Below are 13,682 nucleotides of genomic sequence, written 5' to 3'. Positions count from 1 at the left end.
CCGGACGGTCTTTCCTTTGCGCCGTCCGTGCATTACTTGGGATTGAGGGTTCAATCCCTTGGGGATGACACCTCAATTCCGGACGGCGACAAATTCAGGAGACAGACCCATGGCCATGACGATGAGCGGTGAAGTCCAGCTTGCCGCGCCCCGCGAAGTGGTATGGGGGAAGCTCAACGACCCCGCAGTGCTGAAGGCCTGTATCCCAGGCTGCGAAGAGCTCGAGACCACAGAGGAGGGGGGCTTCCGCGCCACCGCCAAGATCAAGGTCGGCCCGGTCTCCGCCCGCTTCAAGGGCAAGGTCACGCTGAGCGATCTCGATCCGCCCAACGGCTACAAGATCACCGGTGAAGGCGAGGGCGGCGTGGCCGGCTTTGCCAAGGGCGGCGCTGTCGTCGGCCTGACCGACAAGGATGGCGGCACGCTCCTGACCTACAATGTGGAAGCCCAGATCGGCGGCAAGTTGGCCCAGCTCGGTCAGCGCCTGATCAACGGTTCAGCCAAGAAGATCGCCGACGAGTTCTTCGCAAACTTCGCCAAAGCCGTTCAAGGCTAAGGTGCGGAGCGTCTGATAGCGGCGATCAAGTGTGCTTGATACCGCAGAAAAACACACCAGAGACCGTCCCGACTTGAGGTTGCTCATTGCCGGGATGGGCCATATTATGCATTTGGAATGATTTTAATGACCGTGTCGCCACGCAATGGGACGCGGACCAAGAGAGTGCATATGGCCAAAATCTCGATGATCGTGAACGGCAATCCCGTCACCGGCAATATCGATCCGCGCACATTGCTGGTGCAGTTTCTGCGTGAGAATCTGCGGCTCACCGGCACCCATGTGGGTTGCGACACGTCGCAATGCGGCGCCTGCGTTGTGCATCTCGACGGCAAGGCCGTGAAGTCCTGCACCACGCTCGCTGTCATGGCCGACGGTCACGAGGTGAAGACCATCGAAGGCCTCGCAGCCGATGGAGCGCCGCTGCATCCGATGCAGGAAGCGTTTCGCGAGCATCACGGCCTGCAGTGCGGCTTTTGCACCCCCGGCATGATCATGACCGCGGTGGACCTCGTGCATCGCAAGGGACATGATCTCAGCGATCATCTGATCCGCGAAGAACTCGAAGGCAATCTCTGTCGCTGCACCGGTTATCAGAACATCGTGGCGTCGATTGCAGCCGGCGCCAAGGCGATGGCGAAGTCCGATCTCGCATAACGACGCACAACGATAATCGCGCACCGCGAATCAGGGATCCCCACCCATGTACGAATTCAAATATCATCGTCCGTCGACCGTGCGGCAGGCCGCCAATCTCCTCATCAAGAACGAAGACGCCAAGCTGATTGCCGGCGGTCACACGCTGGTGCCGGTCATGAAGCAGCGTTTGGCGGCACCGCCGCATATCATCGATCTCTCGCATATCGAGGGTGTCGACGGCATCGAGATGAAGGGCCGCTCGCTGGTGATCGGCGCGCTCGCCAAGCATGCCGCTGTCGCGTCATCGCCGATCGTTGGCGAAGCCATTCCGGCACTGGCCGAACTCGCCGGCCTGATCGGCGATCCCGCTGTGCGCCACAAGGGTACCATCGGTGGTTCGCTGGCCAATAACGATCCGACGGCGGACTATCCGGCAGCTGTAATGGCCCTCGGCGCCACCATCACCACCAACAAGCGCAAGCTGAAGCCGGAAGAATTTTTCCAGGGCTTGTTCACGACCGCGCTGGAGGCCGACGAGATCATTACCAAGGTCTCCTTCCCCGTGCCGAAGAAGGCCGCCTATATCAAGTTCCGCAACCAGGCCTCGCGCTACGCGCTGGTCGGGGTGTTCGTGGCGCGTCTGCCCTCGGGCGTGCGCGTCACCGTCACCGGTGCGGGCTCGGATGGTGTGTTCCGCGTCGAGGAGTTCGAGGCTGCATTGCAGAAGCGGTTCTCGCCAAAGGCGCTGGACGGGCTTACGGTGCCGGCCGAGGGCCTCAACAGCGATCTCCATGGCAGCGCCGAATATCGGGCGCATCTGATCGGCGTGCTGGCCAAGCGTGCGGTCGAAGCTGCCAACAACCGGGCCTGATATTTGTCAGGTCCGCACTTTTCCGGATTGGTTCTCTCATGACTAAGCCATCGGCGCTCCCCACTTCCGTCGATGGCATGCTGGAATTGCTGACATCGCGCGGCTATCTCGCCGAGCGTTCGCTGGCGACAGTCACCTATCTCTCGCTGAAAATGGGCCGGCCGCTGTTTCTCGAAGGCGAGGCCGGCGTCGGCAAGACCGAGATTGCCAAAGTGCTGTCGGCCGCGCTCGGCCGCAAGCTGATCCGGCTGCAGTGCTATGAAGGCCTCGACGTGTCTTCCGCTGTCTATGAGTGGAACAGCGCATCGCAAATGATTGCGATCCGGCTGGCGGAAGCTGCCGGCGATACCGACCGTGATCAGCTAGCCAGCGACATCTTCGCCGAGCGTTATCTTATCAAGCGTCCGCTGCTGCAGGCCCTGGAGCCGGACGTCAACGGCGCGCCGGTGCTCCTGATCGACGAGCTCGATCGCGCGGACGAGGCGTTCGAAGCCTATCTCCTCGAAATCCTCAGCGACTTTCAGGTGACCATTCCTGAACTCGGCACCGTGAAGGCGCCGGCGCCACCGATTGTCATCGTCACCTCGAACCGCACCCGTGAAATCCACGACGCGCTGAAGCGGCGTTGTCTCTATCACTGGGTCGACTATCCCAACGCCGAGCGCGAACTCGCCATCGTCAAGTCGCGGGTGCCGGGCATCTCCGCAAAGCTCTCGCAGCAGGTGGTGAGATTCGTGCAGGCACTGCGCGACCAGGATTTCTACAAATCGCCGGGCGTCGCCGAGACTCTGGACTGGGCGACCGCGCTGACCGAACTCGACGCCCGCTCGCTGACGCCTCAGGTGGTGGGCGATACGCTGGGCGCGCTGTTGAAGTATCAGGACGATATCCAGCGCATGCAGGGCGATGCGCTGGCGAAGGTGATCAAGGAAGCGACGAGCGACTAGTTGAAACTCGTCATTCCGGGGCGCGGGCGGCGATAGCCGAACGCGAACCCGGAATCCCAAAGTAGTTGAACACATCGAGGTTCCCCACCACTCCAATTGGAGTGGTTGAGGTTCGGTCGCGCAAGTGGCGCGCCCGTCCCGGAACGACGGAGTTAGGTTTGCCCATCGACCATCTCAACCCACCGACCGGCCAGATGGCAGACAATGTCATCGGTTTTGCGCGTGCGCTCCGCGCCGCCGGGCTTCCGGTCGGGCCGGGGGCGGTGATCGATGCGCTGAATGCCTTGCAGATGATCGAGATCGGCAAGCGCGCTGACGTGTTTACGACGTTGGAAGCGATCTTCGTCAAGCGCCACGAGCACGCGCTCGTGTTCGCCCAGGCCTTCGATCTGTTCTTCCGTGCGGCCGACGAATGGAAGCAGATGCTGGATTCGGTGCCGTTGCCCGACGATGCCAAACGCAAGCCGCCGCCGGCCTCGCGCCGCGTGCAGGAGGCGATGGCGCAGCCGGCGCAGGGCACAGAGCGAGAGGCGCCCCAGGAGCAGGAGATCAGGCTCTCGGTCTCCGACCGAGAGGTTTTGCAGAAGAAGGATTTTGCCCAGATGAGCGCGGCGGAGATCGCCGAGGTCACGCGCGCCATCGCGAATATGCGGCTGCCGCAAGCTGAATTGCGCACGCGCCGCACCCAGCCGGACAAGCACGGCGCGCGGCTCGATCTGCGGCGCACACTGCGTGGCAGCCTGCGCACGGGCGGCGACATCATCGACATCCGCAGGCTAGGCCTGATTGATAAGCCGGCGCCGATTGTCGCATTGCTCGATATCTCCGGCTCGATGAGTGAATATACCCGGCTGTTCCTGCACTTCCTTCATGCCATTACGGACGCCCGCAAGCGCGTCTCGGTTTTTCTGTTTGGCACCCGGCTGACCAATGTGACGCGGGCGCTGCGCTCGCGTGATCCCGATGAGGCGCTGGCCTCGTGCTCGGCCTCGGTGGAAGACTGGGCCGGCGGCACGCGCATTTCCGCGTCGCTGCATAATTTCAACAAGCTGTGGGGACGCCGCGTACTCGGCCAGGGCGCCATCGTGCTGTTGATCTCCGACGGGTTGGAGCGCGAGGCGGATTCGCAGCTGGCTTTCGAGATGGACCGGCTGCATCGCTCCTGCCGGCGGTTGATCTGGCTCAACCCGTTGTTGCGCTTCGACGGCTTCGAGCCGAAGGCGCAGGGCATCAAAATGATGCTCCCGCACGTTGACGAATTCCGCCCGGTGCATAATTTGAGTTCGATCGACGGACTGATCAAGGCGCTGTCATCGGCGCCCCCGGTCCATCACCGCAGCCTGATCCGGCCCGCAGCTTAAGAGAGGCTTCCATGCTCAATCGCGATGAAGACATCCTGCAGGCCGCCGAGGCGTGGCAGAAGGCCGGGCACGGCGTGGCGTTGGCCACCGTGGTTGAGACGTGGGGGTCGGCGCCGCGCCCCGCAGGCTCGAATCTCGTCATCAATGACGACGGCACCTTCCTGGGATCGGTCTCCGGCGGTTGCGTCGAAGGCGCCGTGGTGACCGAGGCGCTCGACGTGATTGCGAGTGGGGAGCCCAAATTGCTCGAATTCGGCGTGGCAGACGAGACCGCCTGGAATGTCGGCCTGTCCTGCGGCGGTACCATCCGCGTGTTCGTCGAGAAGGTGGGCCAGTCGTGAAAGCCGAGACACTTGCCACTCTGAACGCCGAGCGCGCCGCCCGGCGTCCTGTCATTTTGATCACCGATATATCCGACGGAACACAACGCCTCGTGAAGGCCGCCGATTTCGGCGCTGATCCGTTGCATGCCGAGCTCGAGAAGCAGCTCCGCATGGGCAAGAGCGCCATGGTCGAGTCCGACGGTAAGAAGCTGTTCCTCAATGTCTATGCGCCCACTGCACGGCTCGTGATCATCGGTGCCGTCCATATCAGCCAGGCGCTGGCGCCGCTGGCGCGGTCGCTGGATTACGATGTGACGGTGGTCGATCCGCGCACAGCCTTTGCCAGCCCCGAGCGTTTCCCGGACGTGAAGCTGATCGCCGAATGGCCGGATGAGGCGCTGCCGGGCCTCCACATCGATCACTACACAGCCTTCGTCGCCGTGACCCATGATCCGAAGATCGACGATCCCGCGTTGCTGCATGCGTTCGAGAAGAGCTGCTTCTATATCGGCGCGCTCGGCTCGCGGAAAACCCACGCGAAGCGCGGCGACCGGCTGAAGGCACAGGGTGTCAGCGAGGCTGACTTCGCGCGGATCAAGGCGCCGATCGGTCTCAATATCGGTGCTGTTTCGCCATCGGAGATCGCGGTCTCGATCATGGCCGAGATCACCGCCGAACTGCGCATGCCCAAGACGATACCCGCGGAATTGTCCAAAGTGAGCAACCCATGAAGTTCGGTCCCGCCAGTCCGGCGGATGCACTTGGCGGCGTGACCGTCCATACGCTGCGTCAGGGTTCGCTCGTTCTCAAGAAGGGCACCACTATCGGTCCCGATGAAGTCGCCGCGCTGACCGGCGCCGGCGTCAAGGACGTGGTCGTCGTACGTCTCGAAGAGGGCGACGTGTCCGAGGACGTCGCAGCCGCCAGCATCGCGCAGGCAGTGGCGGGCGAGGGCGTCAATGTTGAGCGCGCCTTCACGGGCCGCGCCAATCTGTTTGCGGGGGCGCCGGGCGTGCTGGTCGTCGATCGCGCCATCGTCGATCGCATCAATGCGGTCGATGAAGCGATCACCTTTGCAACGCTGGCGGCCTACAAGCCGGTGGTCGAAGGCGAGATGATCGCGACCGTCAAGCTGATCCCGTTCGGCGTCGCCGGTACGCTGCGCGACGCGGCCGTCCAGGCTGCCTCGGGCGGCGCAATGAGAATCGCGGCTTACACGGTCAAGAAAGTCGGCATCGTCTCGACGCTGTTGCCGGGGCTGTCGCCGAAGGTGATCGACAAGACACTGCGTGTGACCGAAGAGCGCCTTGCGCCTGCTGGTGCGAAGATCATCGCCGAGCGCCGCGTGCCGCACGACGAGAAAGTGCTGGCGAAAACAATCAAGGAATTGCTCGGGCTCGGCGCCGAGCTAGTGATCGTGTTCGGCGCCTCGGCCATTGCCGACCGCCGTGACGTCATTCCGTCGGCGATCGAGCAAATCGGCGGCGCCATCGAGCATTTCGGCATGCCGGTCGATCCCGGCAATCTGCTGCTGATCGGCAGGGCCGGCAACGTGCCGGTGCTGGGTGCGCCGGGCTGTGCGCGATCCCCAGTCGAGAACGGCTTCGATTGGGTGTTGATGCGGCTGCTGGCCGGTCTCAAGGTCACGCGTTCGGATCTCACAGGCATGGGCGTCGGCGGTTTGCTGATGGAAATCGTCACCCGGCCGCAACCGCGCGTGCCCGTCGGCAGCGATGGCAACAGAAACGTCGCCGCCGTTATTCTGGCCGCCGGTCGTTCGACCCGGATGGGGGGGCCGAACAAGTTGCTCGCCGAACTCAACGGCAAGGCATTGGTCCGGATAGTCGCCGAACAGGCGATCGCATCGAAAGCGTCGAGCGTAACGGTGGTGACAGGTCATCAGGCGCCGGAGGTCGAGAAGGCGCTGGCCGGACTCAAAGTCACGTTCGTCTACAACCCTGATTTTGCTGATGGCCTTGCCAGTTCGGTGAAAGCCGGCATCGCGGCGGTCCCGGCCGATGCCAATGGAGCCGTGGTCTGTCTCGGCGACATGCCGCTGATCGATGCCCGCTTGATCGACCGGTTGATCGAAGCCTTCGCGCCGGATCGCGGCAACCTCATCGTCGTCCCTGTAAGCGAGGGCCGTCGCGGTAATCCCGTGTTGTGGTCTCGGCGCTTCTTCAATGAGTTGATGACGTTGGACGGCGATATCGGCGCTCGGCACCTGATCATGAAGCACGCCGAAGCCGTTGCCGATGTGGCGGTCGAAGGTCACGGCGCCTTCCTCGATATCGATACACCGCAGGCGCTGGAAGACGCGCGGAGCGGCTAACGCATGGCGTATGCGGCGGGCCGCCGCATTGCACTTTCGTTCACCAAGTTGAAACGCCCTTCCTTTAGCGTCTGCCTCGATCGACCTCGGGGGAGGGGAAATTGTCACTGTTTGTTGCCGCGCGTCGTCGCGCGATTCTCGCCGTTGCCTTGTTGATGAGCGTCGGTGCCGTGGACGTGGCTTCGGCCGCTGGTGCCCTCGCCGTGGGCAAGTGCGGTGCCTATGGCCAGGCCTTCGACTATCAGGCGCAGGGGGCGGCGCTGGCGGCCGCTAAAAAGCAGTGCAAGGGCGAATGCACGATCGTAACGATGAACCGTGCCTGTGCAGCCTTCGCCGTGGATATGAAGAATCCCTGCGGCGCACACGGCTATGCCGTGGCGCCCCGTATTTCGAGTTCGCTGAACCAGGCGACCAAGAAATGCTATGACTACGGCGGTAAGGAATGTGTCATCCGCGCCTGGGCCTGCGACGCCAAGGGCTAGAGCTCCCCGACAAATATCTCGTTCAATGCGCCTGCGGCAGCTAGACTGCTGCAATGATTCAATTTTTCCGGACACTTCTGAAGTCTGCCGCCGACGCCGATCCGTCCGTTCGCGAATTTCGCAAGGCGCTGAGCCGCGAGATGCTGTTGACCGAACGGTTGCGGGTCAAGACGGTCATTGGCACCGTGGTGATCGTGACGCTGTCGCTGTCCATCGCCTATCTGCTGGCGCCATCGAGCTTCGCGCGCATATCCAACGGCCAGTTCGATCTTAAATCGTCTTTTATGATCACGGGCCCGCTGCTGCTGTTCGAGTTCTTCGTTCTTTACAAGGTCAATCAGCGCATCGCTGCAGGGCAGGATATTGCGCAGGGGCGGCGCTATCTGAGCGCACTCATCGAGACCAGCATTCCAACGGCTGCACTGCATCTCCATATGGGCTGGATGGGGCCGGCGGCGGCGTTGGCATTTGCGGCGCCTTTGTCCTATTTCATCTTCATCATTCTATCCACGCTTCGGCTCGATTTCTGGCTGTCGACATTTACCGGCTTTGTCGCGGCCGCCCAGATGCTCGCGCTGGCCATGCTGTATCATCCGGTGCAATTCGCCTCGGAACCGGCACCGGATTTTGCGTTTCAGCTTATCCGCAGCGCCATGGTCCTGCTCTGCGGTATTCTTGCAGGCGCCGTCGGCTTGCAACTCCGTCGCCAGTTCGAGGCGAGCATCGCGGCAACTTCGGCGCGCGATCGTGTCACCAATCTGTTCGGTCAGCATGTCTCGCCGCAGGTTGTGGAACGGTTGTTGGCGTCGGGAACGAGCTCCACGACCGAGATGCGTCACGTCGCGGTGATGTTCGTCGATATCCGTAACTTTACCGCAGCGACCCGTGTGCATTCGCCGCGCCAGGTGGTGGAGCGGCTCGACGAGACGTTTGCATTGCTGGTCGATGTGTTGGATCGCCATTCGGGGATCGTAAACAAGTTTCTCGGGGACGGATTTCTCGCGCTGTTCGGAGCGCCCATTGAGGATCCGAACGCGGCGCATTGCGCCGTACAAGCGGCACGCGAGATGCTCATAGCTGTCGAGCAAAGCAATCGGGACAGTGAATGGCCCCTGCGCATCGGCATCGGGCTTCATATTGGGGCCGTGATTGCCGGCAACGTTGGCTCCCCGCGCCGCAAGGAATACACCGTCATCGGCGATACCGTGAACTTCGCGGCTCGGCTTGAGGCGCTCAACAAACAGTTCGGCTCGCAACTGCTGATCTCTGCTTCCATACGCGATGCCTTGGGCGACACTTGCAGCGATGCGGAGCTGCTCGGCGATGTGCCGATCCGCGGCTATGACCTGCCGCAGGCGATCTGGCGATTGGGCTGAGTGCTGCGTCAGTTCTCGAAGAATGGCGCGCGGGGCGGTCGCATGACCATGCCGAAGCGCGCATAGACTCCCTGGCGCTCGAAATTGTCCCGCACATGTCCCGCGGCGAATGACCATTCGTAGGGACCGGTGCGCAAGCCAGTCAGATGGCCGCCGATCCGGGTCTGTTGGCTGAAATAGTCATTCGACAGTGCAGCCTCCGGGCCGATCCAGAACAAATCGAACAGGCGCCAGCCGGCTGCAATGCGCGTCGTATAGCCAGTATCGATGGTCGTGCCCGAGATGGCATATTGCAGCATCAGCTCGCGTGTCGGCTCCCACCAGACATCCATCGTGCCCCGCGCGCCGAGCATCGCGCGAAGCCGGGAGCGGCGCTGATCGTGGTAGAAATAGTCGGCTTCCATATCGAGGCCAGCCAATAGCTGAACTTCCAGATTGCCGGTTCGGATGAGGTAGCCCGGCAGGATCGCCGCGCGGCTGATCTGGGTGTAGTCGGAGCGCGTGCCTGTCGTGTAGCGCTCAAGGTTTTCCGACAGAAAGAAACGCAGAATGAAGCCGTCCTTGTTAAGGCCGGCGGGAGCCCATTGCAGCCCCAAATAGGCACCAAGGCTCCAATGCGACGCGTCCACGCCGCCGAAATACATCAGGCGGTCCGGCATGCCTCCGGAGAGAAAATCGAAGGCGCGCCGTTTTTTGATACGCGTGTCGAACAGGGGCGACCAGAAGCTCGATGAGTCGGATGCCGGCTCGATCGTGGCATCGATCTCGCCGACATCCTGAGCCAAGGCTACGCCGCAGGAGTGTGCGGCCGCCGCAACGCATAATGCGCGTAACGCCAGTCCCCAACGCATCGAGCCCCCACCCAACGCAACAGAAACGCAACAAAATAATACAACTTAAGGTAGATTATCTTGGGGATAAGCCGCCGTCCAGTGTGGATAAGTGAGAATCCGAAAAAATCTGCTTGGAGTGATCTAAACGCCGTCAGAGCTGTGGCGGCAGCAGGTTCTGAACCTTGGCGCCTTCGCGCTCCTCGATGATCTCGGCGATCCAGCGCCGATGGCAGTGTTCGTGGTCGCGCTCGTAGCAGAGGATGCAGACCGGTCCGGACTTCGTCACGAGCGCCGCCAGCTCATCCATCTCCTCCCGTGCCTGCGGTGTCTTGAGATGAGCCATATAGATCTTTTCGAGCGCTGCGAGCTTGCCGCTGCGTGCGGCTTCGCGGCCGTCCTTGGGCGTACCCAGTCCGCGCAGATGGATGTAGCCGATGCCGCGCTCGTCGAGGCCGGCGGCGAGTTGATTCTTGGAGAAGCCCGGCCGCCGCGATGCGGCAACGGCACGCACATCGACCAGCAGCTTGACGCCGGCATTTTGCAGTTCATCGAGCACGGCTTTCGCTGGCGTCTGCTCGTAACCGACGGTGAAGAGGCGAGGTATCTTGCGGGCCATGTGAGCACCCCGTGATCGACAGATGATTGGCACAATGTCGCGGCCAGCCGCGAGGCGTTGCTCCCATTTGCAACATGGCACATAGTCAACTCAACAAACTCCGCCAGTTCAATGGCCGATATCACCGGGGGAATGATGGCTCGCATGGTTGGTGCGTTAGGCGTAATCGCGCTCGCGCTTGTGTCGTTTCAGTCCACATCTCTGGCGCAAGGCGCATATCCGGATCGTCCGGTCAGAATTATCGTGCCGATCGCGCCCGGCGGCAGCTACGATCTGGTCGGGCGGCATCTCGCCGATGCGCTGGCGAAGCGAACGGGGCAGGCGTTCTTTGTCGAGAACAAGCCAGGAGCGGGCACCGTCGTGGGCACGCAGGCTGCGGCACAGAGCGAGGCCGACGGCTATACGCTGATGGTCGGCGGCCTTTCCAACATGGCCTTCAACTCCGCGCTTTACGCCAAGCTCGCCTATGACCCGCTGAAGGATTTCGTTCCGGTCGCGCTGGTCTACAAGTTTGGTTACATCATGGTTGGCCGCAAGGATCTGCCGCAGCAGACGCCGAAGGAGATCGTTGCCGCCGCATTGGACAAGCCGGGGTCGATCACTGTGGCGACGGCCGGCGTCGGGACCGGCCAGCAATTGGTGGCCGCGGCCTTCATGAAGTCTGCCGGCGTCAAGCTTCAGGAGGTGCCTTACCGGGGATCCCCACCGGCCTTCGCCGATCTGCTGGCAGGCCGCATCGACCTGTTCTTCGACTCGATCGCCGCCGGGCTGCCTTATGTGCAGACAGGGCAGGTGAGGGGAATCGCGGTGCTGTCGTCGAAGCGGAGCCCGCTGGTGCCTGACGTGCCGACCATGTCCGAAGCGGGCGTGCCCGGCCTCGATGTGGATTCATGGCTGGGCATTTTCGTGCCGGCCAAAACGCCGCCTGCAGTGATCGCAAAGCTCCGTCAGGATATTCGGGCTGTGTTGCCCGATCTGAAGGAGCGGTTCGAGAAGAGCGGCGGTGAGCCCTGGGATATGCTCGACGACAAGCTCGACGGCTTCGTCGCATCAGAACACGCGACCTGGACAAAACTGATCCGCGAGGCTGGCATCAAGCTCGATTGAGCAACGCGCGTGGGTGCTACGTCACCCGCTCGATCAGCGCCATGGCACCATGCGGTGCACGCACCTTGGCCTCGTGGATCACATAGGCGAACACGTCGCGTGGCTGTTTCTTGATCTTGGCATCGTCGACGCGCGGCAGGTCTGTTGGCTCGCCGCCGCCGGCCCAGGTCTCGAAACGTTTGGCCCAGGCGTCCAGCGCCTTCGGAGGATAAGCGGTCTTGATGCTGTCTTCACCCTTCTGCAAACGCAGATAGACGAAGTCGCCGGTGACATCGGCGATGGCCGGGTAGGTGGCGTGTTCGGAGAATACCACGGGGATCTTGAACTGCCGTAGCAGCGCAATGAAAGCCGGCACGCAGAAACTGTCGTGGCGGACCTCGACCACATGGCGCAGCTTGCGCCCACCGAGCTCGGTCGGCAGCAATTCGAGAAACTTCCCGAAATCGGCTTCGTCGAATTTCTTGGTCGGCGCGAATTGCCACAGAACGGGTCCGAGCTTGTCACCGAGTTCGAGCACGCCGGAATCGTAGAAGCGGCTCACGCTCTCGCCGGCTTCGGCGAGCACCCGGCGAGTGGTTGCGAAGCGGGGGCCCTTGAGCGAGAATACGAAATCTTCCGGCACTTCGCGCGCCCATTTGCGAAAGCTCTCCGGCTTCTGCGAGCCGTAGAAGGTCCCGTTGATCTCGATCGAGGTCAGCTTGGACGCGGCATAGCTGAGCTCCTTCGCCTGTGCGAGCTTCTCCGGATAGAACACCCCGCGCCACGGCGCGAAAGTCCAACCGCCGATGCCGATACGGATTTGTCCGGATTTTGCAACCATTGTGAGGCCGATCCTTTCAGTATTCGCCGTGTTACTCAGTGCCGCGCCGGCAGCACCGGCTTGGTCACGCCCTCCACGCCGGTCAGCACCAGCATGGTCAGCAGTGCATTTTGCGGCCCGATATACGCATCCACGGGCTTGTACCATTCATTGCGCGAATGCCAGTTGCCGCCCTGGCCGCCGCCGCCGATGGTCACCGCAGGAATGCCGAGCGACATCGCGAGATTGGAGTCCGTGCTGGAGCCGGCAAAGGTGACATGGGGCGCGCGGGTCAGCGCGGTTACGGCGCGCACGGTCGCCTGCACGAGGGGAGAGCCTTCTGCGACAACGCCCGCCGGACGGTCGCCAATCAGTTTGATCTCGACAGTGATCTTGTCCGATCCCCAGCGCTTATTTTCTTCACCCACTGCGTCCTTCACCTGATCGAGAAGCCTCGCTTCGAGCTTCAACAGTTCTTCGGTGGAGTTCGATCGCATGTCGATCGTCATGCGTGCTTCGGCAGCGATGGCGTTGACGGATGTGCCGCCACTCACCGTTCCGACCGTGAAGGTGGTTTTCGGATCCGCAGGTGTCTGCAGCTCCGAGATTTTCGCGACCGCGCGCCCCAGCGCATGGGTAGCGCTCGGCAAGCCGAATTCCTGAAAACTGTGACCGCCCGGACCCTTGAAGATCATCTCGTAGCGATGGCTTCCCGTTCCCTGGTTGACGATCCGCGTGACGCCGAGTCCGTCGATCGAGATGAAGCCGTCGATGTCCTTGTTGTCGCGAAACAGGGCTTTGACGCCGCGCAGATTGCCCAGCTCTTCTTCGCCGACGCTGGCGACGAACATGATGTCTCCGACCGTCGCGATCTGCTGCGTGTTGAGGGTCTGCATCAAAGACAACAGGGCCGCGAGCCCACGGGCATCGTCACCGATCCCTGGCGCCAGATAGACGCCGTCCTTTTCCTTCACCGTGACGTCGGTCCCCTCGGGAAAGACAGTGTCCTATGTGCGGAGATGACCAGCTTCGGCGTTCCGGCGGTGCCCTTGCGCCGGGCGATCACATTGCCCTCGGCGTCGATCACGGCGTCCTTGAAGCCCAGTTCCTGAAACCGTGACAGAATATAGTTGCCGCGCAGGTTCTCCTTGAACGGAGGCGCGGGAATTTCGGTGATCCGGATCTGCTCTTTCAGGGTGCGGGCATCGTCGGCCTTGATGGCATCGAGCGCAGCCATGACGCGCGAATCGGACAGCAGCGTCGTCGTGACGGTATCAATTGTCTGCGCGGTGACATGGCTGGCGCCGAAGGATGCCAGCGTCAGCAATGCAGCGAATAGGCATGGTCCGAGCGAGCGTCGCATGGCATCTCCGATTATCACGCGCGGAGACGATTGTGGTCGCGGTTCAGGCGGGGCTTCCGCCTCAGAAAACCGCGCGA

The 13,682-nt window shown here is 62.2% G+C and carries 16 protein-coding genes; 11 read left to right on the top strand and 5 right to left on the bottom strand.

Translation table 11 applies throughout. The features are described from left to right. Positions 1-109 precede the first annotated feature (109 nt). The 10 genes from SFY93_RS23930 (at position 110) to SFY93_RS23885 (ending at position 8,887) form a co-directional block, all read left to right on the top strand. Positions 110-556 carry an SRPBCC family protein gene (locus tag SFY93_RS23930; protein WP_089264991.1) on the top strand — a complete coding sequence of 149 codons (447 nt, stop codon included), beginning with the start codon at positions 110-112 and terminating at the stop codon, positions 554-556. Between the two features lie 171 nt (positions 557-727). Then, a complete protein-coding gene (locus tag SFY93_RS23925; protein ID WP_089264990.1) occupies positions 728-1,213 on the top strand; it encodes a (2Fe-2S)-binding protein in 486 nt (161 codons plus the stop codon). A 46-nt stretch (positions 1,214-1,259) separates the two neighbouring features. Continuing rightward, positions 1,260-2,066, top strand: coding sequence for an FAD binding domain-containing protein (locus SFY93_RS23920; protein ID WP_120292718.1), 807 nt, complete (start codon positions 1,260-1,262; stop codon positions 2,064-2,066). Between the two features lie 38 nt (positions 2,067-2,104). Further along, complete coding sequence (locus SFY93_RS23915; RefSeq protein ID WP_320444863.1) at positions 2,105-3,013, top strand: AAA family ATPase; 909 nt, start codon at positions 2,105-2,107, stop codon at positions 3,011-3,013. A gap of 194 nt (positions 3,014-3,207) precedes the next feature. Further along, complete coding sequence (locus tag SFY93_RS23910) at positions 3,208-4,374, top strand: vWA domain-containing protein (protein WP_175365834.1); 1,167 nt, start codon at positions 3,208-3,210, stop codon at positions 4,372-4,374. An 11-nt stretch (positions 4,375-4,385) separates the two neighbouring features. After that, a complete protein-coding gene (locus SFY93_RS23905) occupies positions 4,386-4,715 on the top strand; it encodes an XdhC family protein (RefSeq protein WP_068736040.1) in 330 nt (109 codons plus the stop codon). Then, complete coding sequence (locus SFY93_RS23900) at positions 4,712-5,428, top strand: XdhC family protein (protein ID WP_320444862.1); 717 nt, start codon at positions 4,712-4,714, stop codon at positions 5,426-5,428. The genes SFY93_RS23905 and SFY93_RS23900 overlap by 4 nt, the downstream gene beginning before the upstream one ends. Beyond that, the gene (locus SFY93_RS23895) at positions 5,425-7,029 is read left to right on the top strand and encodes an NTP transferase domain-containing protein (RefSeq protein ID WP_320444861.1); all 1,605 of its coding nucleotides are present in this window, start codon (positions 5,425-5,427) and stop codon (positions 7,027-7,029) included. Before SFY93_RS23900 ends, SFY93_RS23895 begins: the two co-directional genes overlap by 4 nt. Positions 7,030-7,130: 101 nt before the next feature. Further along, positions 7,131-7,511 (top strand): DUF4189 domain-containing protein, encoded by a 381-nt coding sequence (locus SFY93_RS23890; protein ID WP_414716963.1) that lies wholly within the window; start codon positions 7,131-7,133, stop codon positions 7,509-7,511. Positions 7,512-7,564: 53 nt separating this feature from the next. Beyond that, on the top strand, positions 7,565-8,887 hold the full coding sequence (locus SFY93_RS23885; protein ID WP_320444860.1) for an adenylate/guanylate cyclase domain-containing protein: 1,323 nt from the start codon (positions 7,565-7,567) through the stop codon (positions 8,885-8,887). An 8-nt stretch (positions 8,888-8,895) separates the two neighbouring features. Here SFY93_RS23885 and bcsS read toward each other — a convergent pair whose 3' ends face one another. Together bcsS and SFY93_RS23875 are read right to left on the bottom strand one after the other, a co-directional pair. Next, entirely contained in the window at positions 8,896-9,672 is a 777-nt protein-coding gene (bcsS, locus tag SFY93_RS23880) for a cellulose biosynthesis protein BcsS (RefSeq protein WP_320444859.1), read from the bottom strand. Between the two features lie 199 nt (positions 9,673-9,871). Further along, complete coding sequence (locus SFY93_RS23875) at positions 9,872-10,336, bottom strand: DUF488 domain-containing protein (RefSeq protein WP_184518298.1); 465 nt, start codon at positions 10,334-10,336, stop codon at positions 9,872-9,874. A 144-nt stretch (positions 10,337-10,480) separates the two neighbouring features. Between SFY93_RS23875 and SFY93_RS23870 the strand changes: the two genes are divergently transcribed. Further along, entirely contained in the window at positions 10,481-11,443 is a 963-nt protein-coding gene (locus SFY93_RS23870) for a Bug family tripartite tricarboxylate transporter substrate binding protein (protein WP_320444858.1), read from the top strand. Positions 11,444-11,459: 16 nt separating this feature from the next. On the opposite strand, the gene SFY93_RS23865 is transcribed toward SFY93_RS23870, so the two are convergent. The 3 genes from SFY93_RS23865 to SFY93_RS23855 are packed head-to-tail and all read right to left on the bottom strand — an operon-like array spanning position 11,460 to position 13,605. Beyond that, entirely contained in the window at positions 11,460-12,263 is an 804-nt protein-coding gene (locus tag SFY93_RS23865) for a DUF72 domain-containing protein (RefSeq protein ID WP_320444857.1), read from the bottom strand. A gap of 35 nt (positions 12,264-12,298) precedes the next feature. Next, complete coding sequence (locus tag SFY93_RS23860; RefSeq protein WP_320444856.1) at positions 12,299-13,216, bottom strand: M20/M25/M40 family metallo-hydrolase; 918 nt, start codon at positions 13,214-13,216, stop codon at positions 12,299-12,301. After that, positions 13,213-13,605, bottom strand: coding sequence for a zinc-binding metallopeptidase family protein (locus SFY93_RS23855; RefSeq protein ID WP_320444855.1), 393 nt, complete (start codon positions 13,603-13,605; stop codon positions 13,213-13,215). The genes SFY93_RS23860 and SFY93_RS23855 overlap by 4 nt, the downstream gene beginning before the upstream one ends. Positions 13,606-13,682: the final 77 nt, after the last annotated feature.

Source organism: Tardiphaga sp. 42S5 (assembly GCF_034044155.1).
Taxonomy (GTDB): domain Bacteria; phylum Pseudomonadota; class Alphaproteobacteria; order Rhizobiales; family Xanthobacteraceae; genus Tardiphaga; species Tardiphaga robiniae.
Note: the sequence above shows the minus strand (reverse complement) of the source record. Positions and strands in the feature narration are given on the sequence as shown.

Coding starts and splice junctions, on each gene's coding strand:
- SFY93_RS23930 (WP_089264991.1), top strand. CDS start 110: ATGGCCATGACGATGAGCGGTGAAGTCCAGCTTGCCGCGCCCCGCGAA.
- SFY93_RS23925 (WP_089264990.1), top strand. CDS start 728: ATGGCCAAAATCTCGATGATCGTGAACGGCAATCCCGTCACCGGCAAT.
- SFY93_RS23920 (WP_120292718.1), top strand. CDS start 1,260: ATGTACGAATTCAAATATCATCGTCCGTCGACCGTGCGGCAGGCCGCC.
- SFY93_RS23915 (WP_320444863.1), top strand. CDS start 2,105: ATGACTAAGCCATCGGCGCTCCCCACTTCCGTCGATGGCATGCTGGAA.
- SFY93_RS23910 (WP_175365834.1), top strand. CDS start 3,208: ATGGCAGACAATGTCATCGGTTTTGCGCGTGCGCTCCGCGCCGCCGGG.
- SFY93_RS23905 (WP_068736040.1), top strand. CDS start 4,386: ATGCTCAATCGCGATGAAGACATCCTGCAGGCCGCCGAGGCGTGGCAG.
- SFY93_RS23895 (WP_320444861.1), top strand. CDS start 5,425: ATGAAGTTCGGTCCCGCCAGTCCGGCGGATGCACTTGGCGGCGTGACC.
- SFY93_RS23885 (WP_320444860.1), top strand. CDS start 7,565: ATGATTCAATTTTTCCGGACACTTCTGAAGTCTGCCGCCGACGCCGAT.
- SFY93_RS23875 (WP_184518298.1), bottom strand. CDS start 10,336: ATGGCCCGCAAGATACCTCGCCTCTTCACCGTCGGTTACGAGCAGACG.
- SFY93_RS23870 (WP_320444858.1), top strand. CDS start 10,481: ATGGTTGGTGCGTTAGGCGTAATCGCGCTCGCGCTTGTGTCGTTTCAG.
- SFY93_RS23865 (WP_320444857.1), bottom strand. CDS start 12,263: ATGGTTGCAAAATCCGGACAAATCCGTATCGGCATCGGCGGTTGGACT.
- SFY93_RS23855 (WP_320444855.1), bottom strand. CDS start 13,605: ATGCGACGCTCGCTCGGACCATGCCTATTCGCTGCATTGCTGACGCTG.